10 protein-coding genes are annotated in these 14821 nt (G+C 57.5%); 5 read left to right on the top strand and 5 right to left on the bottom strand.

Going from position 1 to position 14821, the window contains the following annotated elements; genetic code table 11:
- Positions 1–65: 65 nt before the first annotated feature.
- Positions 66–749 carry a DUF1361 domain-containing protein gene (locus G536_RS27385; RefSeq protein ID WP_022823592.1) on the bottom strand — a complete coding sequence of 228 codons (684 nt, stop codon included), beginning with the start codon at positions 747–749 and terminating at the stop codon, positions 66–68.
- A gap of 127 nt (positions 750–876) precedes the next feature.
- Positions 877–1017 (bottom strand): hypothetical protein, encoded by a 141-nt coding sequence (locus tag G536_RS32150; protein WP_022823591.1) that lies wholly within the window; start codon positions 1015–1017, stop codon positions 877–879.
- A gap of 327 nt (positions 1018–1344) precedes the next feature.
- Between G536_RS32150 and G536_RS0110685 the strand changes: the two genes are divergently transcribed.
- Complete coding sequence (locus tag G536_RS0110685; RefSeq protein ID WP_157530553.1) at positions 1345–3351, top strand: ABC transporter substrate-binding protein; 2007 nt, start codon at positions 1345–1347, stop codon at positions 3349–3351.
- A gap of 106 nt (positions 3352–3457) precedes the next feature.
- The gene (gene hemL / locus G536_RS0110680; protein ID WP_022823589.1) at positions 3458–4792 is read left to right on the top strand and encodes a glutamate-1-semialdehyde 2,1-aminomutase; all 1335 of its coding nucleotides are present in this window, start codon (positions 3458–3460) and stop codon (positions 4790–4792) included.
- An 81-nt stretch (positions 4793–4873) separates the two neighbouring features.
- Here hemL and G536_RS0110675 read toward each other — a convergent pair whose 3' ends face one another.
- Both G536_RS0110675 and G536_RS31415 read right to left on the bottom strand, forming a co-directional pair.
- Positions 4874–9970: a cellulose binding domain-containing protein gene (locus G536_RS0110675; protein WP_084708566.1), complete on the bottom strand. Its 5097-nt coding sequence runs from the start codon at positions 9968–9970 to the stop codon at positions 4874–4876.
- A gap of 52 nt (positions 9971–10022) precedes the next feature.
- Positions 10023–11357, bottom strand: a complete 1335-nt coding sequence (locus tag G536_RS31415; RefSeq protein ID WP_022823587.1) for a DNA/RNA non-specific endonuclease — start codon at positions 11355–11357, stop codon at positions 10023–10025.
- A gap of 629 nt (positions 11358–11986) precedes the next feature.
- Between G536_RS31415 and G536_RS0110665 the strand changes: the two genes are divergently transcribed.
- The 3 genes from G536_RS0110665 to G536_RS30560 all read left to right on the top strand — a co-directional run bounded on the left by G536_RS0110665 (position 11987) and on the right by G536_RS30560 (position 14264).
- A complete protein-coding gene (locus G536_RS0110665) occupies positions 11987–12817 on the top strand; it encodes a hypothetical protein (protein WP_157530551.1) in 831 nt (276 codons plus the stop codon).
- Positions 12818–12955: 138 nt separating this feature from the next.
- Positions 12956–13492, top strand: coding sequence for a dCTP deaminase (gene dcd / locus G536_RS0110660; RefSeq protein ID WP_022823585.1), 537 nt, complete (start codon positions 12956–12958; stop codon positions 13490–13492).
- 235 nt (positions 13493–13727) lie between these two features.
- A complete protein-coding gene (locus tag G536_RS30560; RefSeq protein WP_022823584.1) occupies positions 13728–14264 on the top strand; it encodes a hypothetical protein in 537 nt (178 codons plus the stop codon).
- Positions 14265–14354: 90 nt separating this feature from the next.
- On the opposite strand, the gene gldC is transcribed toward G536_RS30560, so the two are convergent.
- The gene (gene gldC / locus G536_RS0110650; RefSeq protein ID WP_022823583.1) at positions 14355–14693 is read right to left on the bottom strand and encodes a gliding motility protein GldC; all 339 of its coding nucleotides are present in this window, start codon (positions 14691–14693) and stop codon (positions 14355–14357) included.
- Between the last annotated feature and the right edge of the window lie 128 nt (positions 14694–14821).

Here is a 14821-nt window from a genome sequence, read left to right as displayed (position 1 = left end):
AGTGAACCACTGCTTTGGCTATACCCTTACAACCGCCCTTACTTAGCCCTAGCAATGCTGCGCTACTATTGTTCGGCGGCTTCCATGCGGCCCAACAGGCGCACCGTAATGTACCCGAGCAGCAGAAATACGCCGTAGAGCAAGGTCACGCCCCAGGTGGCGGGGTGGGCAAACGGGTGCAGCAGGCGGGATACGATGTCGAAAAACAGCGTGAGCGGGTTGGTGATAATGTCCCAGGAATTGAACCGCAGGTAACGGCCCAAATACACCCCGAACGAGCTAAGCAACATAGCCACCGTTACGAAGCTCCAACTAGCCAGCCAACCCAGGCGGCGGGCTACCAGCGCCTGCATGTCGGTGAGGGAGGCGTAGGCCAGCATCAGGCCGTTCCAGGCACAGCTCAGAATCAGGGCCAAGTCGTACCAATAAGGCACATTGGCGCGGGGCTCCAGATGAAATAAGTCGGTGAGGATGTAGGGAGCATTGGGGAAAAACAACAGCCACACCAGGCCTACCGGTAACAATACCCGTGCCTGCAAGCGCCCAGCCGAAACACTAAGCATAGTGCTCAGCCCGAACGGAATAAGCGCCAGAAACAGGTTCCAGAGCAAAAAAACGAACGTGAACTGGTGGGTAAAAAATACCCGTAGCGTAATCAACCCAACACTCAACGCCAAAGACGCCCCCAATACCAGCAACAGGTTGAGGCGCTGGCGCAGCTGAGGTAAAGCAAGCGTAGCAGCAGACATAGACATAAGTACAAGGTCGAAATTTCCGGGCTCGAAACGATAGAGCTTCGGCTATATTGTATGCGCGAGCATTGTGGCACCCTAGTAAGGTAGCTACGAAACCTGATGCGCAAGCGCGCCGCCCAAGCTATTTGCTGTAGAACCAGGAGTACAGTAGCCACAACACCGTAATTACGGCCAGCATGTACCAGCCCCATTTGCCAGGGTCGCGCGGGTTTTCGTCGCTGTACGTGCGGGGTCTGCGTTTCAAGCCGGGTACCAGTGCCATAGTATCAAGAAGTTAGCGTATGAAAAAGATAGGGGCAAAGAAATTCATACGTTGCACGCGCACTTTGGTGCTGTGTGGCGGCGTGCAGCGGGCCACTATTTTACTTTCGCCCTGTTGTCAATTAACCAGATATGAAACCGCAGAACGGAAATAAAGATTTCCGACGGAGTAAGCTGACCGTGGCCACTCAGTGGCACAGAACGGCCGGTAAATTGCTAGGCAGCATCTTCCCCACGGTTCCTACGTACTTTTGCAGGCCCGCCCGATCTGGCACCGCCTGCCCGAGCCAGCGGCTACACTTACTTTTCGACCTCTCTCCCACTCGTTATGAGGCATTTCTCTGCCCAACGATTTCCCGCCTTTTGCTTGCTATTCGGCTGGCTGCTGGCTGCTCCCGCAGTGGCGCAGCAACCGGCTATGCCACGCCCTACCACGCCGGCCACTACCCGGAAACCCGTAGCTACGCCCGCCACCGTTCCGGCAAAGTCCGCTAAACCGGCCACCACCACACCGGCCGCTACCAGCAAAACCACGCCCGCCAGCAGCACCAAACCGGGCGCAACTCCCAAAGCCACGCCCGCCGCAACAGCCACCAAGCCCGCTGCCACCAGCACCACCAAGCCGGCAGTTGCTCCTGCCACCGCTAAGCCGGCCGTTACTACCTCGCCCAAACCAACTGGCCCGCCCCTACCCGCCAACCTGGGTTCCCCCGACTTCAATACCCGCTACAAAAACGGCAAAACGCTCATCACCCAGACGCGCTACGACTTGGCTATGACCGAGCTGGAGCCGCTGGCCGCACCCGCCAACAAGTTTGCGCAGGCTCCTGAAGCCGCATACTTATATGCCGTAGCCGCCAGCCGAGCCAAGAAGTGGGCCGAAGCCGAGCAGATGCTAAATCTATTGCGCAACGAATACGCCCAATGGCCGAGCTTGCTCGAAGCCCTGTTTCTGCAAGGTCAGATATCCTTCGAGCAGAACGACTTCGATAATGCCCTGCGGGTGCTGGCCCAGTTGCCGGCTGGCCAGTTGCAGCAAGAGCGGGAGAACATGAAGGCCACCTATCTGCCGCGCATCAAGGATAAAGCCACCTTTCAGACCCTGCTGAAAACGTATCCGCAGGAACTGACGCTGGCCCGCGCCTACGCCGACAAGCTAGCCAACGGCGGCTGGTACACCGACGCCGACAAAAGCCAACTCGACCAACTGGTTACGCAGTTTGCCCTGGACCGCACCCGCTACACGCCCCGCCCGCGGGCTATCAAGAAAAGCACCTACAACATCGGCGTACTGTTGCCTTTCGAGTTTAATGACCCAAGCTGGGAAACGCGCCGCAAAAACCAGTTCGTAACGGACTTGTACGCGGGCTTACGTATTGCGCAGGACTCGTTGCAGCGCGAAGGCCATCCGGTGCAGTTGTTTGCCTACGACACCGGCGCCGATACGCTCCAGCTCAAGCAAGTGCTGGCGCTACCAGAGCTAGCCGGTATGGACCTGATTATCGGGCCGGTATATAAGTCGGGCAGCAAAATTCTGGCCCGCTACGCGCAGCAAAAGCAGATTGTGTGCGTGAACCCCCTTTCGCAGGATGGCGACTTGGTGCTCGACAACCCTTGGCATTACCTGTACCAATCGAGCACGGCCACGCAGGCTCAACAGGCCGCGCAGTTTGCCTACTCCCGCCTGGGTGGCGCGCGCACGGCGGTAGTGCTTTATGAAGACACCAAGGATGAGGCCGCCTTCGGGGTAGCATATAAGCACGCGTACGAGGCCCTGGGAGGCCGGGTGGTACAACTGCGCCGCATCAACTCCGACGTGGACGAGTCACTAAGCGCCGGGTTTGGGGGCTTTGATCTGAAGAGCATTGGACATTTGGTTGTAGCCTCCGAGTCCAAGAAAATCGGGCCGTATACATTCGGTGTCCTGAAAGCTCAGGATGCCCGCCTGCCGCTGATTACGTATTCTTCCTGGCTCGACAACAACCGCATTGGCTTGTACCAACTGGATGCGCGCGACGTGTATTTTCTGCATCCGAAGTACTTGGACCGCAACAACTTTGGGGTGCGCCGCTTCCGGCAGCTGTACATGCAGCGCCAGAACCAACCGCCTTCGGTTTTCGCTTTCACAGGCTTCGAGTTGCTGTACTTTTTCGGCTCCCAACTGCACCTGAATGGCCCGGCTTTTCAGCAGCAGCTTAGCAACGCCGGCCCCATTTCGGGCTCGGTGTTTCAAGGCATCGGCTACCCCGGCGGCGCCCACGACAACCAGTACGTGCCCATCACCAAATTAGAGCGGCTGGAAGTGGAAGTACTGAACCCCGTGGGCATTCGGTAGGTTAGGAATACGGCGCGCTGCTTTCGTTTAGCAAACTACTTTTTGCGCCTCACATCAGTTGAACCCTCACACGCCAGACTTTTGCCCGGCGCTACATCTTGCTTTTATGTCTGAAGCCTCCGCAACCCCTACTCTTTCTCCCAACCTTACTCTTACTACCAGTGAAACGCTGTTTGAGCGCGCCAAAAACCACATTCCGGGCGGCGTGAACTCACCGGTGCGGGCTTTCCGCGCCGTGGGCGGGCATCCGGTGTTCATGCAGTCGGCCAAAGGTGCTTGGCTAACCGATGTGGACGGCAATAAGTACCTGGATTTCATTAACTCTTGGGGCCCGATGATTTTGGGGCACGCCCCGGAAATCGTGCTCGACGCGGTGCAGGCTGCTATTCCGGCGTCGTTGTCGTTTGGGGCTCCTACGCGCCGCGAGGTGGAAATGGCCGAGCTCATCAAGCAAATGGTGCCTAGCATTGAAAAAGTAAGGCTCGTGAATTCGGGCACTGAGGCTACTATGTCGGCTATTCGGGTGGCGCGGGGCTACACGGGGCGCAACAAAATCATCAAGTTCGAGGGCTGCTACCACGGTCACGGTGACTCCTTCCTAATTGCAGCTGGCTCGGGCGCCCTCACCCTCGGCACCCCCGACTCGCCGGGCGTAACAGAAGGCGTGGCGCAGGATACCCTCACGGTGCCCTACAATGACCTAGCCGCCGTAGAGCAAATTATTGCTGTGAATGAAGGCCAGGTAGCTGCCCTGATACTGGAGCCGGTGGTGGGCAATATGGGCTTGGTCGCACCCGAGGAAGGCTACCTGCAAGGCCTGCGCGACCTGTGCACGAAGCACGGCATCGTGTTCATTTTTGACGAGGTAATGACCGGGTTCCGGCTGGCTCGTGGTGGCGCGCAGGAACTATACGGCATCACGCCCGACATGACTACGCTCGGCAAAATCATTGGGGGCGGCATGCCGGTAGGCGCCTACGGCGGCCGCCAGGACATCATGGACAACGTGGCCCCGGCTGGCAAAGTGTATCAGGCGGGCACCCTTTCCGGCAACCCCATTGCCACCGCCGCCGGCATTGCCCAGCTAACCTACCTGCAAGAGCACCCCGAGTTGTACGACGAGCTGAACCGCATCACCACCCGCCTCGCCGACGGCACCCGCCAGATTGCCGCCGAACTAGGCTTGAACTACACCGTCAACCAGGTCGGCTCGATGTTCAGCGTGTTCTTCACCAACCAGCCCGTGCGCAACCTCTCCGACGCCAAGCATTCCGACACCGAAGCCTTTGGCCGCTATTTCCGGGCCATGCTGCACCGTGGCATCTACTTGGCACCGGCACAGTACGAGGCCCTGTTCGTTAGCACGGCCATCACCGACGAGTTGGTGGACGTGTACTTGACAGCCTGCCGCGAGTCTATGCGCGAGGCGCACGGCTTGTAGAAGTCAGTCGATTTCAACTATATGCCATTAAAAAAGGCGGGCCGATGTGGCCCGCCTTTTTTATGCGTGGGTGTGGTGGGTTTACTGCCGCACCAGCTTCAGTTGCTGCACTGTGCTGCCGGTGGTCAGGCGGGCCATATACACACCGGGGCGTACATCAGTAGCCTGCCAATCCACCTGCACCACTTGCCCGGCCTGCGCGCTGCCAGCTGGCAGGTGCTGCACCAATCGGCCGTTCATATCAAAGATATCCAGCTGATAATCCGACGACTGCGCGGCGGTGAAGGTGATGGTCGTGCTGCCGGTAAACGGGTTCGGGTAGCTACTAACAGTGGCTTTACCAGTAGCCGCAACTGAGGCCGGGGTGGCGGAGGTAGGCGCTGTGGCTACACCACGGGCCGCCGTAGCGGCACCAGCCGGCTCCTGCCCGTACACCAGTTGCCCTTGCACGTAGGCGGTGATGTTCGAGTTGGCGGCCAGGGCGGAAGTGGCTACCAGATAGGAGAAGTCGTTGGCTTGGTTGAAGTTCGACCAGTTGGACTTGGCCAAACGGTACTGCACGTTGCCGGTGCTGCTCAGGGGCGAGAAGATGCCCAGCGCAGCGGCAAACCGCAGTTCCGCATACATTTCGGTGCCGGCCTGCCCGAAGGTGATGTTCACGTTATTATTGCCCAGCTGCGCGTAGTCCACAAATGCGTTGAGGGGCTGCGGGCCATCGGGGCTGAACCAGTAGCGTACCGTCAGATCCTGGTAGGCCACGGGCGTATTGCCGTCGTTGCGCACTTGCAGGTAGGTGTTGATGGTGTTGGAAACGGCCTTGTTGGCACGGTTTTGCGACAATACCGTGAAGCGCGGAGCGGCAGCTACCGGCGTAGGCTCGGTTCCGCCCACCAGCACACCGTTGCGGTAGATGGTGATGTGGCTGTTCTGCTGATATGTTCTGCCGGCAGCGTACGAGTAGTCGTCGGCTTCGTTGAAGTTGGTCTGCGTCTGCTTGTTGATGCGTGACTGAATCGGGCCGGAGTTGGCACCGGCCGGTAGGCTGCCCGCGGCAGCCGTAAACGAGTACTCCACGTAGCCAAAAGCGCCTTGCACCGGCTGCGTGAGGGCCACATACCGCGCCCGCACGGCACTAGTGCCCAATTGCGCCCAGTCAATAGTAGCCACGGTAGCAGCAAAGTCTTCCACGGTCAGCCAGTAGCGCACCGTGAGTTGCTGGTACGGAATGGCCGCCGCAGTCAGGTTCACGAGTTGCAGATTAGGCTTGATGGCGTTGTTGGTCGGCGAGTTATCGGCATTCTGATGCAGCACCGCTAGGCTGGCCACGGTAGCCTGCACCGTCACCGGGAAAGTCTCGGTCACCGTTCCGCAGTCATTAACTGCCGTAGCTGTTACGGTGGTGGTACCCACCGCAAAGTTGTACGGCGAAGTTATCGGCGTTACTACCCCGTTGCGTACCACCGAGTAAGTAATTGCAGGCGCTGGTGTACCGGTGGCAGTTGCCTCGAAGTTCACCGAAGCCGTCGTCTGTCCGTAGGCTGCCGTAGCAGTTGGTACGGTAGGTACCGTAACCACGGGCGGCGTATTCACCGTTACCGTCGCCGTACCGGTCAGAGCTGTAGCCGTGCAGTTAGCATCCGTCACGCCCACCAAGCTATAGGTAGTGGTAGCAGCAGGGCTTACCGACAGGCTGTAATTGCCCTCAGCACTCAACTCGGCCGCCGTAACGGGCAGCGTTACCGCAGTAGCGCCGCCATCGGCGGAGTAGCGCACCTGCCAGGGTGCTTCCCCGGTCAGGTGGAACGTGAGGGCGGTGCTGGTACCGATGCAGGTGGTAGCTGTACCGCTGAGCGTAGCCGTGGGCAGCGCCCGTACCGTTACAGGCCGGCTATAGGTGGCTGTGCAGGTACCCTGCGTGATGGTAAGGGTGGCATTATAGGTTTTAGCGACGGTGTAGGCATGGCTGAAACCGCCTTTGGTGGTGTAGTCCACCGTACCGTCACCGTCCACGTCCCAGGCGTAGCGGGCATTCATTTCCACTACCGCCGACGAATCAACAAAGACGGTGGGCGTGCCGGCGCATACGGTGGCGGCGGCAAATGCCGGCGCAGGCTCTAGGCAAGTCAGGCCGGTGCGCACCACGCGGTAAGTGGTACCCACCCGGATGCCGTCCAGCACCAGATTTGGCGTGGTAGTGCCCTGGCGGAGCGCCACCGTACCAATGCTAGCCGGAGCGCCTGTGGTTTCAAGGCTGGTAGCGTCGGCTACGGTCGGCTCCACCTCCGCTGGCGGGTTCACGAACAACTGGCTGGTGGTACCCGTCTCATCGAACGTGTATTTCAGCACCAGCAGATAGGTTTCGCCTACGTTGTATTCCTGGTTGGTATCGTAGATGATAGAGGTTGCCGTGCCGTTGCCGCTGATGCCGAACTGCACCTTGCTGGCCGTGCTGCCCCGGCGGGCATACACCCGGTTCTTGAAGGTCGAGCCGATAGTAGCGGGGCCCAGGTGGAAGAAGTAATCGGCAGCACCTGCGCTGGCTACTTTCACTAAGAAAGACACATATACCGGCGTGCGGGCATATACTGGCGCAAACGCCCGGTTTACGTCCTGGCCCGTGGTGGAGAGGGCCGCAGCGTTGCCCATGGCGGCGCTGTACCCGGGGAAACTCAACCCAGGAGCTACCACCTTCACTGGGTTAGTGGTACCACTGTGGGTCGCCCAGTTGTTGGCCGTCAGGTCTTGCCCAGCAGTGTAGGCGAAGTTTTCTTCCAGCAGCAGCGTAGCCGGCAGGGCTTGCGTCGTGCTGGTTAAGAGGCCTGGCGCAGTGGTCAGGTAGTTTTCAGCGAATAGTATGTTGTTGTCGTTGTAATCGTAAACGGCAAACGAATACGTGCTATTTGGGCGCAGGCCAGTCACCCGCACCGTATCGGCGGTTCCGGCATACAGCACGTAGCTGCTGCCTAGGCGCGCGCCCAGGCCAAACGCTGTACTGTCGCGGTAGGTGGTAGCATCTACAGGCAGGCCATCAACGGCGCTGCCGCTTTGTACCAGCACCAAATGCTTGGCGCCGTTGCCGCCCCCCAACGTCAGCAACAAAGAAGTGCCAGTAATCTGGCTGGCCGTAGGCGTAGCCGACTGCGTGGGCTCGGCGGCCAGCGGTACTACTTCGGTGGTCAGCGTCAGCTCATCGCCGTAGGTGGTGCCCACGCCATTGGTGGCGTAGGCCCGCACGTAGTACGTGGTGCCGGGCGTCAGGCCGATAATGGTGCTGCTGAACGTGCCGGTGTTGTTGGTGTCGGTGGTTTGCAGTGGACCCAGCACGGGGTTGGGCGTGCTGCCCCACACCACACCTTGGGCGGTAATGGCGCTGCCACCAGTAGTAACAATAGTGCCGCCGGTGGTGGCGCTGGTTGGGGTGATGTTGGTGAGGGCCACCGTGCTCAGCGTAGCCGGATACACCGGAGCCACGCTGGTGCCACTCACGGCCACCGTCTGCTGCGGTAGCCCGGCGCTGCTCACCGGAATATCGGCCTGATACACTTGCACTGCCGTAGGCGCAAAGCGCACCTCAATAGTGGTACTGCTAACCGTTCCGCCGTTGGGCTGCAACTCAATCACGCAGCAGGAAAACGGCTGCGTGCCCGTCCGGATTTCAAAGCCAGCCGGAGGCGTAATCAGTAGCGGCGCCGTCAGGCCACTGCCGCTCACCGTGAAGCTCTTCGCGCCGGAAGCCGCGTCGGTTGTCAGGCTCCCGAAATCGGGCGCGGTTAGCTGGGAAACCAGGAGTTGCGGGGTCGGAGTTGGGGCCGTGATGGTAATTGCCACCGGCGCGCTCTGCTCAGTAACCGGGTTGCAAGCACCAATGCTGGTGGCCTGGGCCACTACATAGTAGGTGCCGGCACCGCCGAAGTCAGCGGCGCGGGGCTGGTACGTGGCGGTAGTAGCGCCAGCTAGCACCGCCGTGAACGGACCGGCGCTGCTGGTGCTGTACTGCCAGGTATAGGTGGAAGCCACGGCGGCCGTAGCCGTTAGGGGGGTGCCGTTGCCGGTAACAGCAAGCGTCTGCGGGGCAGTTGGGTTTACCGTAACGGGGTTGCTGGCAGGTGCCAGATTCACCGTGAGGCTAGTGCCGTTGTTGGAGCCATAAGTAACCGGCCCATCGTTCAGCACCCGCACCCGGTAGCCAGTACCGCTGGGCGTGCCGGCCGGAATGCTGGCACTGATAGGCGAAGTGCTGCCGCTGCCAATAATGTTGTCGGTGGTATTCGCCGGAAAAACACCCGCTGCATCAGACAGCTGCACTTTAAAGGTACCCGTGAAGCTGCCCGTTGTGGTATACGCCACATCGAACGGGGCACTACCCGCGGCAGTTGTTATGCAATACGGACTGCTGAAAGTGGAAGCCGTAGTAGCAATGGTAGCCGCTGGCACAGGGGTACCGGTACCGAGCGTGGGCGTTAGCACCACGTCGTCGATACCCGCACCCTGGCCGTTGGTGCTGCCGCCTACGCCCTGCTGGGTCCAGCGGATGTAGAGCGTAGCGCCGCTACCCAAATTCACTGGCAGCACCACCGATTTGGCAGATACCAACGGCGGATACGAGTACACGTTACTGGCCGCATCGGCCGGATACAACTGGTCACCAGTGGTATTCGGGGTCCAGTTCACCCCATCGGGGCTAGTGAAGAACGTCCAGTTAAACGCCCGAGTCCCCGACCGATACTTTTCGTAGTTGAACTCTACGCGCAGGTCCTGAATGGTGGCGCCGGTGGCGTTGTTCACCGCCAGCATAATGTGCCGGGGCGTGGTGGCTGTGGTAGCGCCACTGCCTAGGAAACCTACTGCACGGTCGGTATCGGTGGTAGCCGTTCCGAAGTTGTAGGTACCGCCCGTCGTGAAGTTGTTGCCATTGGCCGCTACATTGGTAGTCAGGTAATTGGCCGCACTGGCATAAGCCGGAACAGTCTCGCCCGAGAACTTGAAGCCGATTGGTAACGTGGCCGTGGCTGCGCTGCCAAGTGCGTTGAAGTTTTCAGTTTTAGGAGTAGCGCTTTCCAGCACCAATTGGGCCTGTGCCCCGAGCGGCGCCAAAATAGCGCACGACAAAAAGGCTATCAGCTGCTTAACGGACCGTAAGGGCCGCGAAGAGCACAATAGATTAGAAGTCAGATTCATATAGGAGATGATGACAGCAACGCTGTGAAAACCAATAAGAGAAAGGCAGGAATTACTGAGTCGGGCCGTTGTCAACGCGGGCCTCTAGCACATCCTGCACCGCCACCGGCAGGTTCGACAGGATGTCGTAGCCGGTAGCCGCTTCAATAGCATCTACCGAGGTGCGGAACGTGCCCCAGTCGGTGCTGATTCCCTGCTGGTTGGGCGTATCGATGGCAATAACGCGGGTGTTGGCGCTGATGCGCGACACGTCGTTGTTGCCCACTGGCAGAACCACAATCACCTTCCAGCAACGGGCCGGCACCGTAATGCGGCCCTGGTCGATGGTGGTAGTTACGCCGCCGTTGCTGCCGGTACCGCCCACGCCGTAGCTGCCGCAAATCACGTACACTTCATTGACTGGCAAGAAGGTGCGGGTGTAGTTTTCCAGGCTAGCCCAGGCTTGCTGGTTGTTGTTGGGAGCCTGGGGCATCATGTTGGTCATCAAGAAGGTAGCCGAATTGTTTTCCGCTGTGGAAGTCCGGTCGGCGCTGGGGCAGTTGTGGCCTCTATCAAATCCGGAGCCGCTGTAGCTGGTCGACTGCACCTGGTACCAGCCGGCAGGCAGCGCAGTATCGTTGCGGAAGTCGTCTTGGCGGTCAACAGGGCCTCGGTCGGTGATATCGAGGTGCCAGCTCACCCAGTTGGGCTTGCCTTGGCTCCGGTTGTAGCCGATAGTGAATTGGGGCTTCGGTAGCAGGTAGTTGTTGGGGCTGCTCACGTCGGCTATAGCGCCACTGGGGTTGCCCAGCGCCAGGTTATCGTTGTCGATGGAAGGTTGGATGGCGCCATACTCGGTGACGGTGAAGTCATCGAGATTAAGCCGCGCCGTGCCCCCCGACACCTTGCGAATCTCGAATTTCACCGGGCCGGAAATATTTACGGTGAAAGCCGCGGCCTGTAACGTGGCCGACGTAGTGAGCACCGTAGCGCCTACTTTCGTCCATTTGGTGCAGTTGCACGCCTGGGGCTGCGCGTATAGCTCCCAGCTGCTGCTTGCGTCGGTGCCATACACGGCATGCTGCACCGTTACGGTACCGGCCCCCGCTGGCAGAAAGAAGTTCATGGTCAGCTTGCCGTTTTGCTGCAAGCGCACGGCTTGGTTGCCGTTTTTGTGGTCGTCGGCGGTGTTGCCCAGCACGGCATTGTCAAGCACCCAAATACCACTACTCAACGTCACCGAATCGGTGGGGTATGTGGTCTTCGTTCCGGTTTCAAAAGCTTCCTGGGTGTCGGCAGCAAAAGGTGCCAGCCAAACCGAGAGGCTGTCCAAACTCGCCGAGTGGAAAGCGAAACAGGGCAGCAGCAACAGCAGATAGGTGCTGTACCTTAGTAATTTTTTGTTCATTTAAATGTAAAAGCTACTACAAGAGAGTTGAAAAATGCGCGACACAAAAAGCTGGTGTTTCACCGGCTACAAAATTACAAGTAGTCTACTGCGCAGCACTAATTCAAATATTAAGTTTATAGTTCAATATAAAATTTACATTGCTCTTTACATCTAATAATTCAATCATAATATTAAAATACAATTTTGTTTATTCCATTTATATAGCAGAGTGAATTACTATAACCATAATCGATGGACTAGCATTCGATTGTGGTTATAAATTGTTGATTCACATTACCTTGCAATAGATGTATCAGTAATAACACAACCAGCATTTCAGTAATCTAACATGTGTGTTTTAATAAAAACTCACACCAATAACAGTCAACTGCACGCACACGCCTTCCATTTAATCAACAATTAGCTCCCCCCTACTTTCAGCAGATTGAAAACACTTAAAGTCTGCACTGGATTTTTCATTTTGCACAATTCATTTTATCGGATTTATACTATCCACTAGCTGTGCATTACACGCCAGGCTACAACACTATTGCTAAGATTCAACTACATATTCCACTTGAAGTAGCAACGTGAGTAGATTCCGGATTAAAGAGCGGTTACCTTTGCCGATAAACCGTTCAGCTGCTATGTCTCGACTTTTAGTATCGATATGCTTGGTTCTCGGGCTTTTCTTGCCAGTTGCCAGTTCGGCCCAAAGCCCAGCGGCGGCCAACAAGCGCCTCTTCGACCGGACCGTGGAGGAGTTGAACTTCCGCACCATGGAAACCGTGTACGATAAGTCATTTACGCGGCGGAAGTTTCCGGTTTCGTTGCGCACGGCCAAGGCCCGCAAGGAGTTCAACGATTTCGATGGGCGGGCCGACTTGCAGAAGCTATTCCAGAACTACAACGGCGTTTCAGAACGCTACAAAAACCGCTTCGGGCAGGGCCGCACCGACCTGGCACAATTCGAGAAGCAGCTACGTAGCATCCTGGTTGACAAGAATTTCGAGTTCTTTATCCGGGTACTACCCCGCGACGAGCGGGTGTCGCTCATCCGTGGTTTGGAGCGCTACATCCAGCAAAGCGCAGCGCAGTTCAACGCCTCCGAAGACGCGGCCCCCGAAGAGCTGGCCGCTGACGGAGCTGCTGTGCCGCCCGCCGATGTAGACGCGCCGCTCACTAGTGCCCCACCAGAGGAAAGCGCCTCACTGGCCGCTGCCGCCACTACGCCCACCGCTCCCTTGCGCAGCAGCAATACAGCGGTACAGCACGATTGGATTGATTACCTGACGCTGCTACTGGCCAGCGCCTCTACCCTGCTCTTGCTTTTCGTGGTTACCAGCGTGCTACCCGAACTGCGCAACCGCCTTGACACCGTTACCGACGAACTAGACCGACAGCAAGGCGCCACCGTAGCACGCCGCCAGGCCAACGCCCTCCCGGAGGACCGCTACGACGACGAAGACGAAAATTAATTCTGAGCTATTAATACTGAGTTCTGAATTGCTGGAGAGCATTGTTTCAAACAACTTTTCAAGCCCTCTTCGCGCTCCATAAGTCAGTGTTAGATAATTCAGAATTTAGAATTGATAATTCAGAATTCTCAACAACTCATGATCCTGACCGACCAGCAGATTCTCGCCGAAATTGAGCGGGGCAACATCATTATCGAGCCCTATGACCGCAGCTGCCTCGGGACCAACTCCTACGACGTGCATCTGGGCCGTTACTTGGCCACTTACCGCGACGCCGTGTTGGATGCCCGCAAGCATAACGAAATCGAAACGTTTGAAATCCCGGCTGAAGGCTTCGTACTGCAACCTGGCGTGCTGTACTTGGGCGTAACCGACGAGTACACTGAGAGCCACGCCCACGTACCCTTCCTGGAAGGCAAGAGCAGCGTTGGCCGCCTCGGCATTGATATTCACGCCACCGCCGGCAAAGGCGACATCGGCTTCTGCAACCATTGGACCCTGGAAATCAGCGTGTCGATGCCAGTGCGGGTGTACCACGGCATGCCGGTCGGCCAGCTCATCTACTTCGCCGTGCAAGGCGACGTGGAAACCTTCTACAACCGCAAAGCCAACGCCAAATACAACGACCGCACCGACAAGCCAGTGGAGTCGATGATGTGGAAGAACTCGTTTTAGATGGCGGCCCCGCTGATTGATGAGTTGTTGATTGTTAAGCAGTTAGTTGACTAAGAGCCGCTGTTTACAATCTAATAAGCAGCAGTTCAACTATTTACCCATCAACAATTTATTGTTCTCCATAAACTCCCTGGCACAGTTTTTCGTTAGGAAATACCATACAGCTGATTTTCGCTCCACATTAGTGGCCGCTGACAGCTCATTGTTTTTCAATTTCCTACCACTATTCCTACCGATGAGAAAGCAACTTGCCACCGCCGCTCTGCTACTCGCCGCCACGCTGGCCGCCAATGCGCAGACGCCTGGTACCAGACCTGAACGCCAGGGAATCGTTGTAAAGCAAGATAAAACCCAAGAGTCGCCTCGACTGAATCCGGTGCAGGACCGCGCCAAGCGCCTTTCCGACCAAATGGCCCGCGAATTGCGCCTGAACGGCTACCAAACTGCCCGCCTGCGTGCCATCAACGACGATAAAATAGCTAAGATGGCTGCAATTGAGCAGCGCAACGCCGGCAACCAGAAGCTCATCAACGAGCAATGCGACGCCGTGTGCAAGGAGCGAGACCAGGAGCTACAAGCCGTGCTTTCAAACGAGCAATACAGCGACTATTACGACTCACGCTCCACGTTCCGCAAATACGACCGGGATTACGCTTCGCGCTCAGCTAAAGTAAATTCTGATTTCGTGAAATCGGTGCAGAATCCTTCGCCAGCTACCGGTGGTGCTGTTATTGCCCCAAGCCGTACTACGCCAGCCAAGTCAGGACGCTAGGCTCACATAAGCCGCAACAGAAAGCCCCGCTAGCATGATGCTGGCGGGGCTTTCTGTTGCAACTTAGTTTCAGGCGCAGCTGGATATGTGCTACTGCTGCTGGCCTTCTTCGGCGTTGAGGTGGTCGGTTAGTTCTTTGCAGAGGTTGCGGATTTTAGTAGCCATCAGCGAATCGCTGGTAGCGGTAATGAGGCTTTCGGCCATGGCACCCATGGTGTCCACATAGAAGCGCTTCATTTCGTCAACGGGCATTTCCTTGGTCCAGAGGTCGATTTTCATCGTGCCGCGCTCGTCCCGGTCCCAGAGGGCAATGTTGATGGCTTTGGCAAAGTGAATGTCGGGGCCGGCATCGGTAGCTGTCCAGCTGATGGCCTCGGGCACTTTCTGGTCGTCGAGGGCAATGCTGAAACGGATTTCGGATTTCTTCATGATTGAGTTGTTGAATTGTTGAATGGCTACATGGTTAAGCTAGAGCCACCCAAATGAAAAAGCAGAACGACTGCATAAGAAAAATGGTCAGCCGTGAGAACGACCAACCATTTAACTAGTAATCAATT

The organism is Hymenobacter norwichensis DSM 15439, assembly GCF_000420705.1.
GTDB lineage: Bacteria > Bacteroidota > Bacteroidia > Cytophagales > Hymenobacteraceae > Hymenobacter > Hymenobacter norwichensis.
This window is presented reverse-complemented; position numbering and strand designations above follow the sequence as displayed.

Coding starts and splice junctions, on each gene's coding strand:
- G536_RS27385 (WP_022823592.1), bottom strand. CDS start 749: ATGTCTGCTGCTACGCTTGCTTTACCTCAGCTGCGCCAGCGCCTCAAC.
- G536_RS32150 (WP_022823591.1), bottom strand. CDS start 1,017: ATGGCACTGGTACCCGGCTTGAAACGCAGACCCCGCACGTACAGCGAC.
- G536_RS0110685 (WP_157530553.1), top strand. CDS start 1,345: ATGAGGCATTTCTCTGCCCAACGATTTCCCGCCTTTTGCTTGCTATTC.
- hemL (WP_022823589.1), top strand. CDS start 3,458: ATGTCTGAAGCCTCCGCAACCCCTACTCTTTCTCCCAACCTTACTCTT.
- G536_RS0110675 (WP_084708566.1), bottom strand. CDS start 9,970: ATGAATCTGACTTCTAATCTATTGTGCTCTTCGCGGCCCTTACGGTCC.
- G536_RS31415 (WP_022823587.1), bottom strand. CDS start 11,357: ATGAACAAAAAATTACTAAGGTACAGCACCTATCTGCTGTTGCTGCTG.
- G536_RS0110665 (WP_157530551.1), top strand. CDS start 11,987: ATGTCTCGACTTTTAGTATCGATATGCTTGGTTCTCGGGCTTTTCTTG.
- dcd (WP_022823585.1), top strand. CDS start 12,956: ATGATCCTGACCGACCAGCAGATTCTCGCCGAAATTGAGCGGGGCAAC.
- G536_RS30560 (WP_022823584.1), top strand. CDS start 13,728: ATGAGAAAGCAACTTGCCACCGCCGCTCTGCTACTCGCCGCCACGCTG.
- gldC (WP_022823583.1), bottom strand. CDS start 14,693: ATGAAGAAATCCGAAATCCGTTTCAGCATTGCCCTCGACGACCAGAAA.